The following is a 20813-nucleotide window of genomic DNA, read 5'->3' on the forward strand; positions in this document are numbered from 1 at the left end:
GGGGGTTTTCCTCAGAAATGAGACGAGGCGCCAGTATAGTGAGCGTACGTCATCGACTGAAATGAATTAAAATCATCGAAGGTATAGTTTCGAGGAATAATCATGGACATAAGAACGCTGCGCTATTTTGTCGAGGTGGTTCGCCAGCAAAGTTTTACCCGCGCAGCGGAGAAGTTGTTCGTTACCCAGCCAACCATCAGCAAAATGCTGAAAAACCTCGAAGACGAGCTGAACTGCACCCTGCTGATCCGCGACGGACGCAAGCTGCTGCTGACCGATACCGGACGCGTGGTGTTCGAGCGCGGGCTGGCGATCCTGGCGGAGTTTCGCCAGCTTGAGGCCGAGCTTGCGGACATCAACCACCTGACGAAAGGTCTGCTGCGGCTCGGCATTCCGCCGATGGTTGGCATGATGATGGCCGGGCCGATAAGCCTGTTCCGCCAGCGCTACCCCGGCGTTGAGCTTAAAATATCTGAGTTTGGCGGCCTGACCGTGCAGCAGGCGGTGATCAACGGCGAGCTGGACGTGGCGATGACGGCCCTTCCCGTGGAGGAAGAGAGCGGGCTGGCAACGCTGCCGCTGTTCAGCCATCCACTGTGCGTGCTGGTGCCCCGCTCCGGCGACTGGCTGAAGATAGACTCAGTGAAGCCCGATCTGCTCGGCGAACACCCGCTGCTGATCTACAACGAAGACTTCGCCTTAAGCCGCCAGCTGATGACCCTGTTTAACCACCATAACGTGAAGCCGCGCATTGCGGTGCGCAGCGGCCAGTGGGATTTCCTCGCGGCAATGGTGCAGGCGGGCGTGGGAATTGCCATTCTGCCGCAGCCGATCTGCGAGCGGCTGGATAAAAACACGCTGCGCTGGATCCCGCTGGAGAGTGACCTGCACTGGCAGTTGGGGATGATTTGGCGTGAAGGGGTGTATCTTTCGCACAGCGCACAGGCGTGGCTGCAATGTTGTGAGGGGTTTTGGGTGCGGTCTGAATAGTGCCGGGTGGCGGCTTCGCCTTACCCGGCCTACGGTTCAAACGTAGGCCCGGTAAGCGCAGCGCCACCGGGCAAAAGCGCGCTACTGATTCTCTATCAGCAGCGCTTCTAACAGGTCCAGATCGTGCAGCAGCTTTTGCAGCGTCTCGTTGCTGATCTGACGCGTCGCGCGCAGGTGATACAGCTCGGCACGCTCGGAGCGCAGCGCCGCCAGGCGGAAACGACGCTCCAGGTTCTCTTCCTGCAGCGAGCTTTCCACGTCGTTACGTCCGTCAGCACGACGTCGCAAATTACCAATCACGCGTGAACTGACTTCCTTCAGCAGCTGGTTATCAATGTTCTCTTCGGCATCGGCAGCCAGACGCTCCTCCATCTTCTCAATGGCGACAATCGCGACTTCCGCCGTCGCCGCACGGGCTATCCGCTCCTCTTTGTGCTGTTGGGTCGAGTCACCGGCATCAATGTGCTGGAGTAAAATCGGCAGCATAATCACGCCGACAAACAGCGAGAAGAGAATCACGCCCGCCGCCAGGAACACCAGCTCGTAGCGCGCCGGGAAGACGTCGCCCGTCGGTAGCAGCAGCGGAATAGAGAGCACACCGGCGAGGGTTATCGCCCCGCGTACGCCGGCGAAAGAGGCAATCAGCAGCTCGCGCGTGGTCCAGGAGCCGAACTCCATCGGTTTTTTGGTCAGGAAGCGCATGCTGAATTTTTTCATCGTCCACAGCCAGCCGAAACGCACCAGCATTAATGCCATGTAGATCAGCACGATATCGGTAAACAGCATCCAGACTTCAACGTTTGGATCCGCCTCCGCCGCGATCAGCGAGGATTCCATAATGCCCGGCAGCTGCAGGCCCAGCAGCAGGAAGACCATGCCGTTAAAGACAAACTCCAGCATCGCCCAGGTGCTGTTGGCGCGCAGGCGCATCGCCAGCGGCGCGCGGCGCATCACGCCGGAACGGGTGATGGTCATCCCCGCCGCTACCGCCGCCAGAATGCCCGAGACGCCGATATGTTCAGCGATAAGGTAAGAGGCAAACGGCAGCAGGAACAGCAGAACGATTTGCGTCGCCGGTTCATCGCCGCCCCAGCGGCTGAGGAAGCGCAGCGAACGACCGTATAGCCAGCTCACCACGAAACCCGCGAGAATACCGCCAATCGCCACCTTGAAGAATTCCAGGGTCGCGCCACCAATGGTAAAGACCATGGTGCCCATGGCTACCGCCACGGCAAACTTCAGGGCCACCAGGCCGGAAGCGTCGTTCATCAACGCCTCGCCCTGCAAAATGCCCATTATTTTCTTCGGAATGCGCCCTTCACCCACAATGCCGGAAAGGGCCACGGCGTCGGTCGGCGACAGCACGGCGGCCAGCGCAAAGGCGGGAATTAACGGGATACCCGGTACGGCCCAGTAGATCAGGAAACCAATCCCGACCACGGTAACGACCACCAGCGCCAGCGCCAGGCCGAAGATCTCTCGCCCGTGCTCAAGAAATTCGCGCGTCGGCGTTTTCCACCCATCAGCAAACAGCAGCGGCGGGATAAACAGCACGAGGAACAGTTCCGGATCGAACTCCACGTGCAGACCGAACGTCGGCCACGCCAGCAGCGCGCCGATGGCTATTTGCATTAAAGGCAGGGGGACCTGGAAGGGCAGTACGCGTGTAACCACCCCGGATAATGAGACCACAAGGGTCATGATGAGTATTGTGAAGAAGATTTCCATGCGTTCCCTGTTTGCTGTGTTTCTTTTTAAGCCAAACCTGAGGCGTCGTGCCTCTTATTCTATCCTCTCCAGAGTAACGCAAAAGGCAACGGGATGAGTCCTGAAAATAAAAACGGGCGGCCTGAGCCACCCGTTTTCGCATCAATGGATAATTTAGATTGCCCAGCCACCCGCGTAGAAGGCGACCAACGCAACGGCGATCACCACGGTGCCGATGTTCAGCTTGCGCCACTCACCGGAGACCAGGCGGCCAATCACCAGCGAGGCAAAGCCGATCATAATGCCGGTCACGATGTTACAGGTCAGGACGATAAACACTGCGGTAATCAGGCCGGACATCGCATCCACGAAGTCCGCAAAATCGATTTTCGCCACGTTGCTCAGCATCAGCAGGCCGACGTACATCAGCGCTGGCGCGGTCGCATACGCAGGCACCAGGTAAGAGAGCGGAGAGAGGAACAGGATCAGCAGGAACAGCACGCCAACGGTGATGGCCGTCAGGCCGGTTTTACCGCCTGCCGCCGTACCCGCTGCAGATTCGATGTACACCGCCGCAGGCGCCGCACCCACCAGACCAGAGAAGACGCTGCTCAGGGAGTCGGTGGTCAGCGCTTTGCCGCCATCAATAATCTGACCGTCTTTATCCAGCAGGTTGGCCTGACCGGCCACCGCGCGAATGGTACCGGTGGCGTCAAATACCGCGGTCATCACCAGCGCCAGCACGCTTGGCAGGATCACCGGGTTCAGCGCGCCGACGATATCCAGGCTGCCGATCAGGGAGTTGCCTTTGTCATCGCTCAGCGACGGCATGGCGAAAATACCGGAGAAGTGAACGGTCGGATCGAAAATCAGGCCGACGATGGAAATGCCAATAATGGTCAGCAAAATGCCGCCCGGCACCTTCAGTTTTTCCAGGCCGATAATCACCGCCAGACCGATGAGCGACATAATGACCGGGAAGCTCGCGAAATGACCGAGCGCTACCGGCAGGCCGTCCAGCGGGTTCTTGATGACCAGACCCACGCCGTTGGCAGCGATCAGCAGCAGGAACAGGCCGATACCGATACCGGTGCCGTGCGCCACGCCCTGCGGCAGGTTGCGCAAAATCCAGCTACGGATGCCGGTGGCAGAAATAACGGTAAACAGTACGCCCATCAGGAACACGGCGCCGAGGGCAACCGGTACGCTGATCTGCTGGCCCAGCACCAGACTGAACGCGGTAAAGGCGGTCAAAGAGATGGCGCAACCAATCGCCAGCGGCAGGTTCGCCCACAGGCCCATTACGATGGAGCCCACGCCGGCCACCAGGCAGGTGGCGACAAAGACAGCCGCAGGCGGGAAGCCCGCCTTGCCCAGCATGCCCGGCACCACGATGACGGAGTACACCATCGCCAGAAACGTCGTCAGACCAGCAACGACTTCCTGGCGCACGGTGCTGCCACGAGCCGAAATTTTAAACATGGCGTCAAGTGAACCGCCGGTACGCGCAGATGGCGTAGACATAGAAAACATCCCCTGAGAGTTTTTATAGAACGTCCATAAGCGTGGTGGAGACACCGCTGCCAGCTAAAACGTCAAATCCGTGTGTTGCGTTTGCGACGAAAGGGCGTCACAAAAAAAGCAAACGTTTAGCTCCGCGCTTATAAAACGGGTGGTCAAATTAAGGCAAACGATTATCCAGCCTAATACCCGCCCTTTTCAACTGAACTTTGTCGTTTTTCGCTAAAATTCACTTATGACGATGAAGAAATAAACAGAGGATGCGCAAACGTTATCGTCTATGCGCAATTTGTTTACATTTCAATCCTCGCCCGGGATCGTTAACGGGCCACCTTGTTGCAGGGTTCTTTGCCAGCCAGGACTAGTTTCCACTTTTTGCTTCCATGCCTGAATATGCGGCAGATTAGCAATGCCGCCGCGCGCCAGCAGGGCAAAGAGGGGGAAGCTCATCTGAATGTCGGCCATGCTTAACGTCTCTCCGGCAAACCAGCTGTTTTTAGCAAGATGTGAGTCAATAAAGCGCGCATGGGTCTCCAGCTGGGGGTTGAGATACGCTTTCTGTACCCCCTGCCCCAGCGCCTTGCCCAGCGTTCGGATGCCAAACGGCACGGGCGGCTTTCCCAGGCTGCTGAAGACCAGCTTCATGAGCAGCAGCGGCATCAGCGACCCTTCTGCGTAATGCAGCCAGAAGCGGTATTGCACCTTATGCGCGGGGTCTAAAGGCTTCAGCCGCGATTCGGCATCATAGGTTTCCTGCAGATACTCCAGAATGGCGCCTGACTCCGCAAGGATCAGCCCGTTATCTTCAATGACCGGCGATTTGCCCAACGGATGCACCTTTTTGAGGGACTCGGGTGCCAGCATGTTCTTTTCGCGCTGGTAGTGAACAATCTCATAAGGCAGGGCGAGCTCTTCCAGCGCCCAGATCACGCGGTGCGAGCGCGACTGGTTAAGGTGATGTACCGTGAGCATGATTTTCTCCTGTTATTCATACTTTTTAACTATAGAAAATCGAACAACACCGCGAAAATATTTCGTCTAAAAAACGGCTAGCGCGGCTGGCGAAAATACGGGTCTTGCATAGAATTAAAGTGTCAGCACAATCCGGAACCTCCCCAACCAGCTCGACACGAGGGGTGCTGATGTCGGGGGAAACCCTCCCGTGAACCAGCGGGATAGAGAGAAAGACAAAGACCGGGAAAAACTAAAGCGCCCTTAGTGGCGCTTTAGTTCTTTATTATGCTTTTTGCCGCAAGAACTTAATCCTCCTCCAGCAGCCGCGCCCCGGTCCCCTGCTCGCCCAGCCTGTCGCCAGGGTTACGTAGCGGGCAGTCGCTACGGGACAGGCAGCCGCAGCCGATACAGCCGTCCAGCTCGTCACGCAGCGCCACCAGCGTGTGGATACGCCTGTCCAGCTCTTCACGCCACTGGGATGAAAGCTCTTTCCACTCTTTCGGGCTAAGCGTATGCCCTTCCGGCAACACGCCGAATGCCTCACCGATCGTCGCCAGGGGAATGCCGATGCGTTGCGCAATTTTGATAATCGCCACGTAGCGGAGCACGTCACGGGTGTAGCGGCGCTGGTTTCCGCCGTTACGGATGCTTTTAATTAACCCTTTGCTTTCATAGAAGTGGAGCGCCGATACCGCAACGCCGCTTCGCTTTGCCACTTCGCCGGGGGTTAAAAGCGCTTTAATGCGCGGCAATCTCTTTTCCATAAAACCTCTTTACCTCAAGTTAACTTGAGGAATTATACTCCCCCGCAGAGAAAACGACGAATCAACCGAGAAAGTTGTATCTACAGAGGGGCAACCTTATGTCGCATCAGCAAATTATTCAGACACTTATTGAATGGATTGACGATCATATCGACCAACCGTTGAACATTGATGTGGTCGCAAAAAAATCGGGCTATTCGAAATGGTATTTACAGAGAATGTTCCGCACGGTCATGCACCAGACGCTGGGTGAGTACATTCGCCAGCGCAGGCTCCTGCTGGCGGCGCAGGCGTTACGCTCAACGCAGCGGCCGATTTTTGATATCGCGATGGATCTTGGCTATGTCTCGCAACAAACCTTTTCCCGCGTGTTTCGCCGCGAGTTTGACCGTACGCCGAGCGATTATCGCCACCAGTTGAATTAATGCATATCAGTGCAAAGGTTGCTGCTGCCAGGTCATAAACTCCTGGGGCGGCATCGCTTTCGCGAAGTGCCATCCCTGACAGAACTCAACGCCGCGCTTCAACAGCCAGCTCACCTGCTCAGCCGTCTCAACCCCTTCCGCAATGGTTTTTAGCCGCAGGCTTTGCGCCATCTCGATAATATGCTCGGCGATCAGGTGGCTGGTACTGTTGGTGGTTAAGGTGTCGATAAACGATTTATCGATTTTCAGAATATCCACGTTCAACGAGTAGAGGTTGTGCAGGTTGGAATAACCGGTCCCGAAATCATCGATCGCCACTTCATAGCCCGCCTGACGGAAGGCCTGAATCACCGGCGTGGTTTTTGGCACATCGATAAAGCCGCGTTCCGTCACTTCAATTTTAATTTGCTGGGCGCGTACGGCGTAGTGCCGGGCCTTGTCAGAAATCATGGCGATCAGCCGCGAGGAGTGGAAGTCCGTGGCCGACAGGTTGATCGAAATATAGAGATGCGGATGCGCCGCCAGGAAATGGCCCAGATCGCTGAACACCTCCTCAACGACATAATCCGTGATCCGCTCGCTCATTCCCTCTTTTTCCGCAAGCGGAATAAAGTCAGCCGGGCTCATTACCTGCCCATTGAAACCAGGCCAGCGCAACAGCGCCTCTGCCCCCACACACTGGTTGTTCTTGATATCAATAATCGGCTGATAGTGCACACAAAGCTGGCGCTTGTTCAGCGCCCGGTGCAGTAAGCGCCCCGGCGAATTAAGCTCACGATGGGTGCGGGACCACACCAGCAAAATAATAATGCTGCAGATCATTCCCAGCGGTAGCGTCAACGTCGCCTGGTGATAGAGCGTTTCATAAAAACGTTTATCTGACGTCGACACGATGGCGGCAATAGGCCGATTTGTCGATTTCACGACGGTATAGAAACGGTTATCTTTTTGAAATACCGATTCCTTATCCCGAATCATCGAATTTAATAAAGTCGCATTGGCTTTCTGGCTGACGGAAAAGAAGGCATTAGTTACCGTGTCGTATACCCCCCATGCGAGGGAATGATCGGTAGACATCACTTCACTGTAAGAAAGCGGATTGACAACCACGACATAATTTCCGCGCTGCATATATGTCATTTTATAGCCAGTATAAAATGGCGTATCGCGAAAATAATAGATCGCAACGTCAGGTTTACGCGTGTAATTAGCAACCGGAATGACGTAGGGTTGATCCGGTGTAAAAACGGTCGAACAAAGAAAATTCTGACCTTCAGCATAAATTAAATCGGCGACAAACAGGCGGCCACGAACAACGTTCAACATATATTGACGATGTTCCGGCGTACAACGTTCACCCTGATATTTTTCTGCCTCGTCCCTGGCCAGGTCAACTTGTTGAATTACCAGTTCTGTTTTGTCTAAAGCCAGTTCAGCAAATGTACGTAGCTGAGCGCTCGTTTCCGACTCGGCTCTCAGCTGGGCAAACCATAGAGCAAGCATCACCGGCAGCATAACTACCATGATGATTCCTACCACCCTGAGTATTTTGCGCCGCGCGCTACGATTCATTTCCCGCCCTATATCCCTGCATGTTGTACGCCTGTAGTAATGAAGGCCGGATGCTTTGTTAAACAGGTGATTACGTTGCATGAATCATGCGAAGTTAGCAACTGACTTTTAGTATTAAAAATCTTAAATTTCGTTATGACGATAATATTTTCCCGTAAGCTAAACTGTAAGTATTCGTTCCGTTTCAATTAAGGAAAATAATTATCCACCACGCCTGGGTGGTTTTGAGAGAACACCACAGAGGATCGCTGATTAAGCCAAACTTCTGGCGGCATGAAAAAAGCACAACGCCAACGTGACGTTTTATCCTATTTATGCGGGTGTATTTTGTTCGTTGATTTATAAATAATCAGACATCATCACAATATTATCAGAAAATAATGCTTCTCCTAAAAACGGCACGGCTGGACGTCTCTTTGCCTCCAGATGCTCTTCCCCGCTTGCCCGGCGGGCATTACCCCGCACGTTGTGGGTCCGCATCCCTTTGTACGAAGGCAGTCCCGTACCGCACACTCTTTTTCCGGCTAATAAAATCCCCTTTTTGGCTACGCAGACACTGGCGAATAAATCAACAAATGTGATATAGTTCACACATATTGTGTAACGAGAAACACTGTTTCATTCAGTTCGTCTGTTTTGTAGAGGATGGGTTTTATGGCAACCATTACTACCAGCATGGTTCTCCTGCGCTGGCCCTTGTTGAGCGCGGTTTTGATGTTTTTAGCCAGCACGCTGAACATTCAGTTTCGTAAATCCGACTACGCGGGTCTTGCCGTCATCAGTACCCTGCTAGGGCTTGGCGCGGCTTGCTGGTTCGCAACGGGCCTGCTGGGCATCACCCTGCTGGATATGGCCGCCGTCTGGGAAAATATTAAAGTAGTGATGGTTGAGGCGATGAACCACACCCCACCAGACTGGCCGATGGTCATTACCTGATCCCTTCAGCAATAAAAAAACCCAGACGATGTCTGGGTTTTTTGTTTTAGCATCCGTTGATCAGAACGGGATATCGTCGTCGAAGTCCATTGGCGGTTCGTTAGACGGTGCCGGAGCAGACTGCTGCTGCGGACGAGACTGCGCGCCGCCGCTGAACTGGTTGCCGCCCTGCGGCTGCTGAGGCTGACCCCAACCGCCCTGCTGCTGGTTCTGACCGCCACCTGCCGGTGCGCCACCGCCCTGACGGCCACCCAGCATTTGCATGGTGCCGCCCACGTTCACCACCACTTCCGTGGTGTATTTTTCCTGACCGGATTGGTCGGTCCATTTGCGGGTACGCAGCTGGCCTTCGATATAAACCTGAGAACCTTTACGCAGATACTCACCGGCCACTTCGGCCAGTTTGCCAAACAGCACAACGCGGTGCCATTCGGTCTGCTCTTTCATTTCACCGGTCGCTTTATCACGCCAGGATTCGGAAGTAGCCAGCGTAATGTTGGCAACTGCGCCACCACTCGGCATGTAGCGTACTTCCGGGTCCTGGCCCAGATTACCGACGAGAATCACCTTGTTTACGCCTCTGCTGGCCATGTTCGTGTCTCCTGAATACGTTTCTTAATAGTGTAAACGCGCGAGTGTACCATTTCCACGCGGCAATTTGCATAGTTGCGTGGTCGGTTCAGAAATATCCCGCGAACTCGACATTGTTACACAGCGAATCAGAAAATGCATTCCAATACTGTATATTCAAACAGGTCAAATTGTGTCATAATTAGCCGTTTCTGACAGCCGTTTGTCCTTCAAACAAACCAGGCAATCCGTGTTCCAACCGGGAAAGGTGAATGGATAAGATCGAAGTTCGGGGCGCCCGCACCCATAATCTCAAGAATATCAACCTCATAATCCCTCGCGACAAACTCATCGTCGTGACCGGGCTTTCGGGGTCAGGCAAATCCTCACTGGCTTTCGACACCTTGTATGCCGAAGGACAGCGTCGTTACGTTGAATCGCTCTCGGCGTACGCGCGTCAGTTCCTGTCGCTGATGGAAAAACCGGATGTCGACCATATTGAAGGGTTATCGCCTGCTATCTCTATTGAGCAGAAGTCTACCTCGCATAACCCGCGTTCAACGGTCGGTACCATTACCGAAATCCATGACTACCTGCGTCTGCTGTATGCCCGCGTGGGTGAGCCGCGCTGCCCAGACCACGATGTTCCGCTGGCGGCACAGACCGTGAGCCAGATGGTGGATAACGTGCTGTCGCAGCCGGAAGGCAAACGCCTGATGCTGCTGGCACCGATCATCAAAGAGCGTAAAGGCGAGCACACCAAAACGCTGGAGAACCTGGCAAGCCAGGGCTATATCCGCGCCCGTATCGACGGCGAAGTGTGTGACCTGTCCGATCCGCCAAAGCTTGAGCTGCAAAAGAAGCACACCATCGAAGTGGTGATTGACCGCTTTAAGGTGCGTGACGATCTCGCCACGCGTCTGGCTGAATCCTTTGAAACCGCGCTGGAACTTTCTGGCGGCACGGCCGTGGTCTCCGACATGGACGACCCGAAAGCGGAAGAGCTGCTCTTCTCCGCCAACTTCGCCTGCCCGATTTGCGGCTACAGCATGCGCGAGCTGGAACCGCGCCTGTTCTCGTTCAACAACCCGGCGGGCGCGTGCCCGACCTGTGACGGTCTGGGCGTGCAGCAGTATTTCGATCCGGATCGCGTGATCCAGAACCCCGAGCTGTCGCTCGCGGGCGGTGCGATTCGCGGCTGGGATAAGCGTAACTTCTACTACTTCCAGATGCTGAAGTCGCTGGCGGAGCACTACAAATTCGACGTTGAAGCGCCGTGGGCGAGCCTGAGCCCGAACGTGCACAAAGTGATCCTGTTCGGTTCCGGCAAAGAGAACATCGAGTTCAAATACATGAACGATCGCGGCGATACCTCCGTGCGTCGCCACCCGTTCGAAGGGGTGCTGCACAATATGGAGCGCCGCTACAAAGAGACCGAATCCAGCGCGGTGCGCGAGGAGCTGGCGAAGTTCATCAGCAACCGCTCCTGCGCCACCTGCGAGGGCACGCGTCTGCGTCGCGAAGCGCGCCACGTGTTTGTGGAAAACACGGCGCTGCCGACCATCTCAGACATGAGCATCGGCCACGCAATGGACTTCTTCAATAACCTGAAGCTTTCCGGCCAGCGTGCGAAAATCGCCGAAAAAGTGCTGAAAGAGATCGGCGATCGCCTCAAGTTCCTCGTGAACGTTGGCCTGAACTACCTGACGCTTTCCCGCTCGGCAGAAACGCTCTCCGGCGGTGAAGCCCAGCGTATCCGTCTGGCGAGCCAGATTGGCGCGGGCTTAGTCGGCGTGATGTACGTGCTGGATGAACCGTCCATCGGCCTGCACCAGCGCGACAACGAGCGTCTGCTCGGCACACTGATCCACCTGCGCAATCTCGGCAACACGGTAATCGTGGTGGAGCACGACGAAGACGCAATTCGCGCCGCAGACCACGTGATCGACATCGGCCCGGGCGCGGGCGTGCACGGCGGCCAGGTGGTGGCGGAAGGTACGCTGAAGGACATTATGGCGGTGCCCGAGTCGCTGACCGGCCAGTACATGAGCGGCAAGCGCAAAATTGAAGTGCCAAAACAGCGCGTCGCGGCGAACCCGGAAAAAGTGCTGAAGCTCACAGGAGCGCGCGGCAACAACCTGAAGGACGTCACCCTGACGCTGCCGGTTGGCCTGTTTACCTGCATTACCGGCGTGTCCGGTTCCGGTAAATCGACGCTGATCAACGATACGCTGTTCCCGATTGCGCAGACGGCGCTGAACGGCGCGACGCTGGCCGAGCCTGCACCGTACCGCGATATTCAGGGGCTGGAGCATTTCGACAAGGTTATCGACATCGACCAGAGCCCGATTGGCCGTACGCCGCGTTCCAACCCGGCGACCTATACCGGCGTCTTCACGCCCGTACGTGAACTCTTCGCCGGTGTACCGGAAGCGCGTTCGCGCGGGTATACGCCAGGACGTTTCAGCTTTAACGTGCGCGGCGGCCGCTGTGAAGCGTGTCAGGGCGACGGCGTGATCAAGGTTGAGATGCACTTCCTGCCGGATATCTACGTGCCGTGCGACCAGTGCAAAGGCAAGCGCTATAACCGCGAAACGCTGGAGATTAAATACAAAGGCAAGACCATCCACGAAGTGCTGGACATGACCATCGAAGAGGCGCGCGAGTTCTTTGACGCCGTCCCTGCGCTGGCGCGTAAGCTGCAGACGCTGATGGACGTAGGTCTGACCTACATTCGCCTGGGGCAGTCAGCAACAACCCTGTCCGGCGGTGAGGCGCAGCGCGTGAAGCTGGCGCGCGAGCTGTCCAAGCGTGGTACCGGCCAGACGCTCTACATTCTGGATGAACCGACCACCGGCCTGCACTTTGCGGATATCCAGCAGTTGCTTGAGGTGCTGCATCAGCTGCGCGATCAGGGCAACACGATTGTGGTCATCGAACATAATCTGGACGTGATTAAAACTGCGGACTGGATTGTCGATCTCGGCCCGGAAGGCGGCAGCGGCGGGGGTGAAATCCTCGTCTCCGGTACGCCAGAGACCGTTGCAGAGTGCGAAGCCTCGCACACCGCGCGCTTCCTTAAACCGTTGCTGTAATTGTTACACGGAGAGCTGCTGTCGGGTCGCTTCCGGCAGCAGTTCAACCGCCTGCTTATAGGACGCATCCACCAGATAGTAAATTTGCGAGCCGGGCAGCGAGCCGTCCAGATAAACGGTACTCCAGTGCGCCTTATTGAGGTGCTGGCTCGGCCTCACATCATCATGCTGCTGACGTAATAGATCCGCCAGTTCCGGGCTGGTTTTCAGCGACGCCGCCGGGCGCCCTTCAACCTCTTTCACCATCGCAAACAGCACGTCTCCCACTTTGATCTGCGTGGCTTTCCAGTCGCTGTGAACGCTTTGTTCCGCGCCAGGCTTGTTCATGCAATACTGAAGTATCTCCGAAATTGTCATCTTTATTCCCCTTGTAGCGTTGCGATAATTTTACGCGAACCACCGTGAATGCGATGTTCTCCCAGCCAGATCCCTTGCCACGTGCCCAGCATTAGCCGCCCGTTATGAACCGGCAGCATCAGCGATACGCCCAGCAGAGAAGATTTGATATGCGAAGGCATGTCATCTGCGCCTTCATAATCGTGCTCGTAGGGGGCGTTGTCCGGAACCGTCTTCAGGAAATGGTGTTCCATATCAGACCGGACGGTAGGGTCGCAATTTTCATTAAGCGTGAGGGAGGCTGACGTGTGCTGAAGCAGCAGATGCAGTAAACCCGTTTTGACGCGCGACAGGTCGCGGAGTTGCCCGATGACTTCGTCCGTCACAAGGTGAAACCCGCGGGGTTTAGCGCTTAAGGTCAGGGTCTGTTGATACCACATGAGCTGCTCCGTTCTGAAAGATGAATCTTTCTAAGTGTGCAGCAAGAAGGCGAAAGGTAAAACCCGCAGCGGCGGATTTGTTCAAAAAAGAATCAAACCCGCCGCTCAAGAACTAATACTCGGAGTTAACAATCACCTCCTCGCCAAACTTGCCTGCCATCGGCAGCGGTCGATAGGTCGAGTTAGAGGCACGCAGCACCCGGATCGCTCTGGCCCCCACATCCTGCGCCGCGGTAATGTCGTTATCCGAATCACCGTAGAACACTTTGATGTTTTTCTGCTCCAGCCACTGGGTTTTGGTGTTTTGTCCCTCTTTATCACCGGCAAAAATGACCGGATTCATGCTGGCTGCCGGGATCTGAAAATCGTCCTGCAGGGTTTTGGAGACGGTCTCCGTTTTGGTCTGGCTACGGCCGGTGACAAAGTAAATGCTGTCGCCGCGCTTAACGTGCATGGCGATCAGCGCGCGGGCCACCTCTTTCGGAATGCTGAACTCATCCCAGCCGTTATTCATTTTTTCCCAGAACTCCGGGTTCTTCAGATACGCTTCGCTGTCCGGAGAATATGTTTTCTTGCCACGCCAGAAGCCAGGGCTTGAGAACAGCACAGTATCGTCAATGTCGAAGCCCACGGCCATTGGCGGGCGGCCCATCAGGCTGTTTTCGATTTGGGCCACGGAAACCCAGTGAATGGGTGCCTGCTCGGCAAGGATGGCGGCGGTGGTGCCGGTGTAAAGCGGCGTCGGTGCGGAAGCTCGCGCGACGACGGCGCTATTAAGCGAGAACAATAAGCAGGCGGCGCTGAGCGCCAGTGTGATCTTGCGCATATTTTCCCCTGAATATTCAGTTTGTTATCTTTATATTTTGAGTGGATGGTCAAAAATCTATCCGACCATAACCCCGGCGGGAGGGGAAGGAAAGGAGTTTTTACTTATAAAGATGAATAAAAAGAAGACGATCACAAAGTGCCGGGGGACGTGTTTATGCGGTCTGATGCCCTCACCCCAGCCCTCTCCCACGGGGAGAGGGCTGGGTTAGTGAGCATTTACATTACAGCAGCAAACGCCTGCGCCACGCGCTGGACGTTGCCGGCATTCAGGCCCGCCACGCACATACGGCCGCTGGCGATCAGGTAGACGCCGAACTCGTCACGCAGGCGATCGACCTGTGCCGCGCTCAGTCCGGTATAGCTGAACATCCCGCGCTGCTTGAGCAGATAGTCGAAGTTATGCCCCGGCACCGCCTCTTTCAGCACGTTAACAAGTTCCTGACGCATCGACAGAATGCGCTTGCGCATCGCTTCCACTTCCGCAAGCCAGGTGGCTTTCAGCTGTTCGTCTCCCAGAACGGTCGCCACCACCTGCGCACCAAAGTTCGGCGGGCTGGAGTAAATACGGCGGACCGTCGCTTTCAGTTGGCCGAGAACGCGCCCCGCGGCTTCGGCGTCTTCACACACCACGGACAGACCGCCAACGCGCTCGCCGTAGAGAGAGAAGATTTTTGAGAAGGAGTTGCTGACCAGCGCTGGCAGCCCGGCGCTGGCAACGGCGCGGATGGCGTAAGCATCTTCTTCCATGCCCGCGCCAAAGCCCTGATAGGCGATGTCGAGGAACGGGATCAGGTTACGTGCCTTCAGCACCTCGATCACCGCATCCCACTGGGCATTGGTGAGGTCCGCCCCGGTCGGGTTATGGCAGCATGGGTGCAGCAGCACGATGCTGCGCGCCGGCAGGGTGTTCAGTTTTTCCAGCAGCGCTTCGACGCGCACGCCGTTGGTTTCGCTGTCGAACCACGGATAGGTCTCGACCTTAAAGCCCGCGCCTTCAAAGATGGCCACGTGGTTTTCCCACGTCGGGTCGCTGACCCACACGCCGGAATCCGGGAAATATTTTTTCAGGAAATCTGCGCCTACCTTCAGCGCACCCGAGCCGCCCAGCGTCTGGATAGTCGCCACGCGCTTTTGCGCGAGCACCGCGTGGTCCGCACCAAACAGCAGCGGCGCAATCGTATTACGGTAGGTGTTTAACCCTTCCATCGGCAAATAAAGCGAAGCACCGTGCGGGGTTGCGTTAAGACGCGCTTCGGCTTCGGCAACGGCTTTCAGTTGAGGAATGATGCCGTCCTCGTTGTAATAAAGACCAATGCTGAGGTTCACTTTATCGCTGCGAGGATCTTCTTTGAAACGCTCCATCAAGGAGAGAATAGGGTCGCCGGCGTAGGCGTCTACTTTCTGAAACACGCGATGTTCTCCGGATTATTATGAGGCAGGGTTTTCAACAATAAACCGGAAGCGGAATAAGATCGAGGGGATGTTAACAGAAGCGGGATGCATCGCATCCCGTTAAAGCTCAGTCGATGTATTTCATCGCCACCCGCGACGTCAGACGCGTAATAAGTTCGTAAGCACTCACTTTTGTAATCTCAGCAATGCGTTCAACGGGCATACCTTCACCCCACATCACCGCATCGTCGCCCGCTTTATCCTGCGCGCCGGGCCCAAGATCCACGCAAATCATGTCCATCGCCACGCGGCCGACAATGTTCACTTCACGACCATTGACCAGCACCGGCGTGCCCGTTGGTGCCGCGCGCGGATAGCCGTCGCCGTAGCCCATAGCCACCACGCCAAGCCGCGTGTCGCGCTCGCTGGTCCAGGTACCGCCGTAACCCACCGGCTCGCCCGCTTTGTGCTCCCGCACGGCAATCAGCTTTGATACCAGCGACATCACCGGCTTAAAGCCTAAGTCCGGCCCCCAGGGTTTATTCTCAAGCGGGGAAACACCATACAGGATAATCCCCGGACGCGCCCAGTCGAAGTGGGACTGCGGCCACAGCAGAATGCCGCCGGATGCCGCAATGGAGCGCATTCCCGGCTTGCCTTCGCAGAAGGTGTTGAAGATATCAAGCTGCTGCTCGGTTGCGCCGCATTCGGGCTCATCGGCACGGGCAAAGTGGCTGACGATATTGACCGGCTGACGCACATTTTTGCACTGGCACAAACGCTGATAAAACGCCTCCGCGTTTTCCGGACGCACGCCCAGCCTGTGCATGCCCGTATCGAGCTTCATCCAGACGGTGACCGGCTCGCTCAGTTCAGCCGTTTCCAGCGCGGCCAGTTGTTCTTCGTTGTGTACCGCCGTGTGCAGCTGCTGCTCTGCAATGGTCGGCAGATCCGAGGCTTCAAAAAAGCCTTCAAGGAGCAGAATCGGTTGCGTAATGCCGCCTGCGCGCAGGCGGAGAGCTTCTTCGAGACGGGCGACGCCAAAGGCGTCGGCATCGGGGAGCGTTCGCGCGGTCTCAAGAAGACCGTGTCCGTAAGCGTTCGCTTTCACGACTGCAACGAGCCTGCTGGCAGGCGCCAGTTCACGCAGACGTTGCAGGTTGTGTCGCAGAGCGCGGCGGTTAATAACAACAGTTGCCGCTTGCATTTGAATTCCTTAGAAATTACTCATCATCATATTGAGGACCGGCATAGTTGTCGAAACGCGACCACTGGCCGTTAAAGGTCAGACGTACCGTACCGATGGGGCCGTTACGTTGCTTACCAATAATAATTTCGGCGATCCCTTTCAGGTCGCTGTTCTCGTGATAGACCTCATCACGGTAGATGAACATGATTAAGTCGGCATCCTGCTCAATGGAGCCGGATTCACGCAGGTCGGAGTTGACCGGGCGTTTGTCTGCACGCTGTTCCAGAGAGCGGTTAAGCTGCGACAGCGCCACCACCGGCACGTGCAGCTCTTTGGCTAACGCCTTGAGCGAGCGGGAAATCTCTGCAATTTCCAGCGTACGGTTGTCGGAGAGCGACGGGACGCGCATCAGCTGAAGGTAGTCGATCATGATAAGGCCGATGCCGCCGTGTTCACGGGCGATGCGGCGCGCGCGGGAGCGCACTTCCGTCGGCGTCAGGCCGGAGGAGTCATCGATGTAGATGTTCCGTTTTTCCAGCAGAATGCCCATGGTGCCGGAGATGCGCGCCCAGTCCTCGTCGTCGAGCTGGCCGGTACGGATGCGGGTCTGATCCACGCGCGACAGGGATGCCAGAGAACGCATCATGATCTGCTCGGAGGGCATCTCGAGACTGAAAATAAGCACCGGCTTATCCTGCAACATCGCCGCGTTTTCGACGAGGTTCATCGCAAATGTCGTTTTACCCATCGACGGACGCGCCGCGACGATAATTAAATCCGACGGCTGTAAACCGGCAGTTTTTTTGTTCAGATCGTCATAGCCTGTGTTCACCCCGGTCACACCGTCGTGCGGCTGCTGGAAAAGCTGCTCTATACGCGCAACGGTGGCGTCGAGCACGTCGGCGATGTTTTTCGGGCCTTCGTCTTTGTTGGCGCGGCTTTCGGCGATTTTGAAGACGCGGGACTCGGCAAGGTCGAGCAGGTCTTCACTGGTGCGACCCTGCGGATCAAAACCGGCTTCGGCGATCTCGTTCGCTACCGAGATCATCTCGCGGACGACGGCACGTTCGCGCACGATGTCGGCGTAAGCGCTGATGTTAGCCGCACTTGGCGTGTTTTTTGACAGTTCTGCCAGGTAGGCAAAGCCGCCGACGCTGTCCAGCTGCCCCTGACGCTCCAGCGATTCCGCGAGCGTGATCAGGTCAATCGGGCTGCCGGACTCCTGCAGGCGCGCCATTTCGGTAAAGATATGGCGGTGCGGACGGGTGTAGAAATCTTCAGACACTACGCGCTCGGCGACGTCGTCCCAGCGTTCGTTATCCAGCATTAAACCGCCCAACACCGACTGTTCCGCTTCAATCGAGTGCGGCGGGACTTTTAACCCTGCGACCTGGAAATCACGCTCGCGAGGTTCAGTCTGTTTGTTGAAGGGTTTGTTTCCTGCCATAGTGAATGGAGTTACCGAGATAAAGAGTGGGTCGAAAGATTACCATATTTTTCTTACGGAGGGAGCATGGCAACGCGCATTGAGTTCCAGAAACACGGCGGTCCTGAAGTGCTGAAAGCAGTGGAGTTTACCCCCGCTGCGCCTGGCGAGAACGAAATTCAGGTGGAAAACAGAGCTATCGGCATTAACTACATTGATACCTATATTCGCGGCGGTCTCTACCCGCCTCCGTCGATGCCAAGCGGACTGGGCACCGAGGCAGCCGGTGTCGTCATCAAAGTGGGCAGCGCGGTTAAGCATCTTAAAGAGGGCGACCGCGTGGTGTATGCGCAATCTGCGCTGGGCGCTTACAGCTCCGTCCACAACGTCCCGGCGGATAAAGCCGCCCTGCTGCCTAATGCCATCTCCTTTGAGCAGGCGGCGGCCTCCTTCCTGAAAGGCTTAACCGTTTACTACCTGCTGCGTAAAACCTACGAAATTAAGCCCGATGAGCAGTTCCTGTTCCATGCTGCCGCCGGTGGCGTGGGGCTGATTGCCTGCCAGTGGGCGAAAGCCTTAGGCGCGAAGCTGATCGGCACCACAGGCAGTGCGCAAAAAGCCCAGCGTGCGCTGGACGCGGGCGCGTGGCAGGTGATCAACTACCGGGAAGAGAGCATCGTCGAGCGGCTAAAAGAGATTACCGGCGGCAAAAAAGTGCGTGTCGTGTATGACTCGGTTGGGAAAGACACCTGGGAGGCATCGCTGGACTGCCTGCAGCGTCGTGGGCTGATGGTGAGCTTCGGAAACGCCTCAGGTGCTGTCACCGGCGTGAATCTCGGCATCCTGAACCAGAAAGGCTCGCTGTACGTCACGCGCCCTTCCCTGCAGGGTTACATCACCAACCGGGAAGAACTTGAGGAAGCCAGCAACGAGCTGTTCTCGCTGATCGCCAGCGGCGTCATTAAGGTGGATGTGGCAGAAGCGCAGAAATACCCGCTAGCCGATGCGCAGCGTGCGCATGAGGTGCTGGAGAGCCGGGCAACGCAGGGGTCGAGTTTGTTGATTCCATGAGCCCCAAAAAGAAATTGGGCTTCCCGTGGGAAGCCCTTTCTTTTTTTAGTTCGGCTGTATGTAGGGTACAGCGCGATGAATTCTTTAACGGCAGTCATAGTGACAGATTCGATAAGTAAATCCTATTCTGTTCTAAGCCATGCTGCCGGAAAAGTTACAAGTATGTGACGAACCCCTCAATACCTTAGTAACGGAAGCGGTTATTGCGCTGATAAGTCGGCAGTTTTGGCGCTTTAATCGCCCGTATTACCCACACCACGGCGATAGCCAGCAGCAGCCACGGCAGCAGTTTGATCGTCAGGGCAAATAATCCGCCGATAAACATAACTACCGTAGCCACAACGAGCGCGGCCAGAATGCCGAGCAGCGACACGCCCGTGACCATCAGCATGACAAAAAAGCCAATCACAAAAAGTAGTTCAAGCATGGTGCTCTCCCACGAGTTCCCGAATGATGCTGCAATCATTACAAGAATCATGCCAAAGCTAACCTATTGTTCTTAAAGCAAAACGCCCCGCGAGGATCCGCAGGGCGTGGTGAATTTGACGATCTTTTAGCGAAATTATCGCTTATCCGCCACCAGCCGCAGCGCATGTTCCAGCACCTCAATATTGGCACCGGCTTTATGCGCGTTCTCACTGAGGTAGCGACGCCACTGGCGCGCGCCCGGAATACCCTGGAACAGGCCAAGCATATGGCGGGTGATGTGGCCAAGATAGGTGCCATTGCTCAACTCGCGCTCAATGTAAGGGTACATGGCACGCACGACGGTAACCGGATCGGTGTCTGCGCCTGCAACGTCAAAGATTTCGCGGTCGACGGTCGCCAGAATGCCCGGATTTTGATACGCCTCGCGCCCGACCATCACGCCATCCATATGCTCAAGGTGCGCTTTCGCCTCTTCCAGCGACGTAATACCGCCGTTGATTGACATCGTCAGGTGCGGGAAATCACGTTTCAGCTGGTACACGCGCGGGTAGTCCAGCGGCGGGATCTCACGGTTCTCTTTCGGGCTAAGGCCTGAAAGCCAGGCTTTGCGGGCGTGAATGATAAACATCTCACACTCGCCTTTCCCTGACACCGTATTGATGAAATCACACAGGAATTCGTAGCTGTCCTGGTCGTCGATGCCGATACGGGTTTTGACCGTCACCGGAATGGAGACCACATCGCGCATCGCTTTGATGCAGTCCGCCACCAGCTGTGCGTTGCCCATCAGACAGGCGCCGAACATGCCGTTTTGCACGCGGTCGGAAGGGCAGCCGACGTTCAGGTTGATCTCGTCGTAGCCGCGTTCTTCCGCCAGCTTTGCACACTGGGCCAGCGCGACCGGATCGCTGCCCCCCAACTGCAGCGCAACCGGATGCTCTTCTTCACTGTATGCCAGGTAGTCGCCCTTACCGTGAATAATTGCGCCCGTGGTCACCATTTCGGTGTACAGCAGCGTATGGCGGGAGAGCTGGCGCAGGAAATAGCGGCAGTGTCTGTCCGTCCAGTCGAGCATCGGCGCAATAGAGAAACGGTGTGCAGGAAAAGCGGTCTGGTGTTCTGACGACATGGCGAAGTTTTAAGCATCTGGTGGAAAAGGGGCGCTACT

Annotated in this window: 20 protein-coding genes; 5 read left to right on the forward strand and 15 right to left on the reverse strand. The window is 56.2% G+C overall.

All coding sequences use genetic code 11. The features are described 5' to 3' along the window. Window positions 1–102 precede the first annotated feature (102 nt). Window positions 103–990, forward strand: coding sequence for a LysR family transcriptional regulator (locus APT89_RS17070; protein WP_041911529.1), 888 nt, complete (start codon window positions 103–105; stop codon window positions 988–990). An 81-nt stretch (window positions 991–1071) separates the two neighbouring features. On the opposite strand, the gene APT89_RS17075 is transcribed toward APT89_RS17070, so the two are convergent. The 4 genes from APT89_RS17075 to soxR form a co-directional block, all read right to left on the reverse strand. Continuing rightward, entirely contained in the window at window positions 1072–2718 is a 1647-nt protein-coding gene (locus APT89_RS17075; protein WP_041911530.1) for a Na+/H+ antiporter, read from the reverse strand. Window positions 2719–2871: 153 nt separating this feature from the next. Then, window positions 2872–4221, reverse strand: a complete 1350-nt coding sequence (gene ghxP / locus APT89_RS17080) for a guanine/hypoxanthine transporter GhxP (RefSeq protein WP_028015179.1) — start codon at window positions 4219–4221, stop codon at window positions 2872–2874. A gap of 297 nt (window positions 4222–4518) precedes the next feature. Next, window positions 4519–5190 carry a glutathione S-transferase family protein gene (locus APT89_RS17085; protein WP_028015178.1) on the reverse strand — a complete coding sequence of 224 codons (672 nt, stop codon included), beginning with the start codon at window positions 5188–5190 and terminating at the stop codon, window positions 4519–4521. Window positions 5191–5477: 287 nt separating this feature from the next. After that, window positions 5478–5936, reverse strand: coding sequence for a redox-sensitive transcriptional activator SoxR (soxR, locus tag APT89_RS17090; protein WP_023331806.1), 459 nt, complete (start codon window positions 5934–5936; stop codon window positions 5478–5480). Window positions 5937–6034: 98 nt separating this feature from the next. On the opposite strand from soxR, the gene soxS reads away from it, so the two are divergent. After that, window positions 6035–6361: a superoxide response transcriptional regulator SoxS gene (gene soxS, locus APT89_RS17095; protein ID WP_008503387.1), complete on the forward strand. Its 327-nt coding sequence runs from the start codon at window positions 6035–6037 to the stop codon at window positions 6359–6361. Window positions 6362–6367: 6 nt separating this feature from the next. Here soxS and APT89_RS17100 read toward each other — a convergent pair whose 3' ends face one another. Both APT89_RS17100 and APT89_RS24370 read right to left on the reverse strand, forming a co-directional pair. Further along, window positions 6368–7933 (reverse strand): EAL domain-containing protein, encoded by a 1566-nt coding sequence (locus tag APT89_RS17100; RefSeq protein ID WP_060573097.1) that lies wholly within the window; start codon window positions 7931–7933, stop codon window positions 6368–6370. A 339-nt stretch (window positions 7934–8272) separates the two neighbouring features. Continuing rightward, entirely contained in the window at window positions 8273–8524 is a 252-nt protein-coding gene (locus APT89_RS24370; protein ID WP_131728597.1) for a hypothetical protein, read from the reverse strand. A 63-nt stretch (window positions 8525–8587) separates the two neighbouring features. Here APT89_RS24370 and APT89_RS17105 point away from each other — a divergent pair, with 63 nt between their 5' ends. Continuing rightward, complete coding sequence (locus APT89_RS17105; RefSeq protein ID WP_028015176.1) at window positions 8588–8869, forward strand: YjcB family protein; 282 nt, start codon at window positions 8588–8590, stop codon at window positions 8867–8869. Between the two features lie 60 nt (window positions 8870–8929). On the opposite strand, the gene ssb1 is transcribed toward APT89_RS17105, so the two are convergent. Then, on the reverse strand, window positions 8930–9460 hold the full coding sequence (gene ssb1 / locus APT89_RS17110) for a single-stranded DNA-binding protein SSB1 (protein WP_006810470.1): 531 nt from the start codon (window positions 9458–9460) through the stop codon (window positions 8930–8932). 251 nt (window positions 9461–9711) lie between these two features. On the opposite strand from ssb1, the gene uvrA reads away from it, so the two are divergent. Then, entirely contained in the window at window positions 9712–12534 is a 2823-nt protein-coding gene (gene uvrA / locus APT89_RS17115; RefSeq protein ID WP_041911534.1) for an excinuclease ABC subunit UvrA, read from the forward strand. A 3-nt stretch (window positions 12535–12537) separates the two neighbouring features. Here uvrA and APT89_RS17120 read toward each other — a convergent pair whose 3' ends face one another. The 6 genes from APT89_RS17120 to dnaB all read right to left on the reverse strand — a co-directional run bounded on the left by APT89_RS17120 (window position 12538) and on the right by dnaB (window position 18166). After that, window positions 12538–12891 carry an MmcQ/YjbR family DNA-binding protein gene (locus APT89_RS17120; protein WP_048957471.1) on the reverse strand — a complete coding sequence of 118 codons (354 nt, stop codon included), beginning with the start codon at window positions 12889–12891 and terminating at the stop codon, window positions 12538–12540. Between the two features lie 2 nt (window positions 12892–12893). Continuing rightward, entirely contained in the window at window positions 12894–13310 is a 417-nt protein-coding gene (locus tag APT89_RS17125) for a secondary thiamine-phosphate synthase enzyme YjbQ (protein WP_041911536.1), read from the reverse strand. 112 nt (window positions 13311–13422) lie between these two features. After that, complete coding sequence (gene aphA / locus APT89_RS17130; protein WP_041911537.1) at window positions 13423–14136, reverse strand: acid phosphatase AphA; 714 nt, start codon at window positions 14134–14136, stop codon at window positions 13423–13425. Window positions 14137–14354: 218 nt separating this feature from the next. Next, a complete protein-coding gene (tyrB, locus tag APT89_RS17135) occupies window positions 14355–15548 on the reverse strand; it encodes an aromatic amino acid transaminase (RefSeq protein WP_045260940.1) in 1194 nt (397 codons plus the stop codon). Window positions 15549–15657: 109 nt separating this feature from the next. Beyond that, on the reverse strand, window positions 15658–16737 hold the full coding sequence (gene alr, locus APT89_RS17140) for an alanine racemase (RefSeq protein ID WP_060573099.1): 1080 nt from the start codon (window positions 16735–16737) through the stop codon (window positions 15658–15660). Window positions 16738–16753: 16 nt separating this feature from the next. Further along, window positions 16754–18166: a replicative DNA helicase gene (gene dnaB / locus APT89_RS17145; protein ID WP_008503375.1), complete on the reverse strand. Its 1413-nt coding sequence runs from the start codon at window positions 18164–18166 to the stop codon at window positions 16754–16756. A 66-nt stretch (window positions 18167–18232) separates the two neighbouring features. Here dnaB and APT89_RS17150 point away from each other — a divergent pair, with 66 nt between their 5' ends. Beyond that, entirely contained in the window at window positions 18233–19216 is a 984-nt protein-coding gene (locus APT89_RS17150; RefSeq protein WP_060573101.1) for a quinone oxidoreductase, read from the forward strand. A 184-nt stretch (window positions 19217–19400) separates the two neighbouring features. Here the strand turns inward: APT89_RS17150 and pspG are convergent, their stop codons facing one another. Together pspG and dusA are read right to left on the reverse strand one after the other, a co-directional pair. Further along, complete coding sequence (gene pspG, locus APT89_RS17155) at window positions 19401–19643, reverse strand: envelope stress response protein PspG (protein ID WP_028015168.1); 243 nt, start codon at window positions 19641–19643, stop codon at window positions 19401–19403. A 135-nt stretch (window positions 19644–19778) separates the two neighbouring features. Then, window positions 19779–20774, reverse strand: coding sequence for a tRNA dihydrouridine(20/20a) synthase DusA (gene dusA / locus APT89_RS17160; protein ID WP_060573103.1), 996 nt, complete (start codon window positions 20772–20774; stop codon window positions 19779–19781). Between the last annotated feature and the right edge of the window lie 39 nt (window positions 20775–20813).

It is taken from the genome of Enterobacter sp. 50588862, assembly GCF_001462935.1.
In the GTDB taxonomy this organism is placed as follows: Bacteria; Pseudomonadota; Gammaproteobacteria; order Enterobacterales; family Enterobacteriaceae; genus Enterobacter; species Enterobacter bugandensis.

Excerpts from the sequence above, each read along its gene's own strand:
- APT89_RS17070 (WP_041911529.1), top strand. The coding sequence starts at position 103 with ATGGACATAAGAACGCTGCGCTATTTTGTCGAGGTGGTTCGCCAGCAA.
- APT89_RS17075 (WP_041911530.1), bottom strand. The coding sequence starts at position 2,718 with ATGGAAATCTTCTTCACAATACTCATCATGACCCTTGTGGTCTCATTA.
- ghxP (WP_028015179.1), bottom strand. The coding sequence starts at position 4,221 with ATGTCTACGCCATCTGCGCGTACCGGCGGTTCACTTGACGCCATGTTT.
- APT89_RS17085 (WP_028015178.1), bottom strand. The coding sequence starts at position 5,190 with ATGCTCACGGTACATCACCTTAACCAGTCGCGCTCGCACCGCGTGATC.
- soxR (WP_023331806.1), bottom strand. The coding sequence starts at position 5,936 with ATGGAAAAGAGATTGCCGCGCATTAAAGCGCTTTTAACCCCCGGCGAA.
- soxS (WP_008503387.1), top strand. The coding sequence starts at position 6,035 with ATGTCGCATCAGCAAATTATTCAGACACTTATTGAATGGATTGACGAT.
- APT89_RS17100 (WP_060573097.1), bottom strand. The coding sequence starts at position 7,933 with ATGAATCGTAGCGCGCGGCGCAAAATACTCAGGGTGGTAGGAATCATC.
- APT89_RS17105 (WP_028015176.1), top strand. The coding sequence starts at position 8,588 with ATGGCAACCATTACTACCAGCATGGTTCTCCTGCGCTGGCCCTTGTTG.
- ssb1 (WP_006810470.1), bottom strand. The coding sequence starts at position 9,460 with ATGGCCAGCAGAGGCGTAAACAAGGTGATTCTCGTCGGTAATCTGGGC.
- uvrA (WP_041911534.1), top strand. The coding sequence starts at position 9,712 with ATGGATAAGATCGAAGTTCGGGGCGCCCGCACCCATAATCTCAAGAAT.
- APT89_RS17120 (WP_048957471.1), bottom strand. The coding sequence starts at position 12,891 with ATGACAATTTCGGAGATACTTCAGTATTGCATGAACAAGCCTGGCGCG.
- APT89_RS17125 (WP_041911536.1), bottom strand. The coding sequence starts at position 13,310 with ATGTGGTATCAACAGACCCTGACCTTAAGCGCTAAACCCCGCGGGTTT.
- aphA (WP_041911537.1), bottom strand. The coding sequence starts at position 14,136 with ATGCGCAAGATCACACTGGCGCTCAGCGCCGCCTGCTTATTGTTCTCG.
- alr (WP_060573099.1), bottom strand. The coding sequence starts at position 16,737 with ATGCAAGCGGCAACTGTTGTTATTAACCGCCGCGCTCTGCGACACAAC.
- dnaB (WP_008503375.1), bottom strand. The coding sequence starts at position 18,166 with ATGGCAGGAAACAAACCCTTCAACAAACAGACTGAACCTCGCGAGCGT.
- APT89_RS17150 (WP_060573101.1), top strand. The coding sequence starts at position 18,233 with ATGGCAACGCGCATTGAGTTCCAGAAACACGGCGGTCCTGAAGTGCTG.
- pspG (WP_028015168.1), bottom strand. The coding sequence starts at position 19,643 with ATGCTTGAACTACTTTTTGTGATTGGCTTTTTTGTCATGCTGATGGTC.
- dusA (WP_060573103.1), bottom strand. The coding sequence starts at position 20,774 with ATGTCGTCAGAACACCAGACCGCTTTTCCTGCACACCGTTTCTCTATT.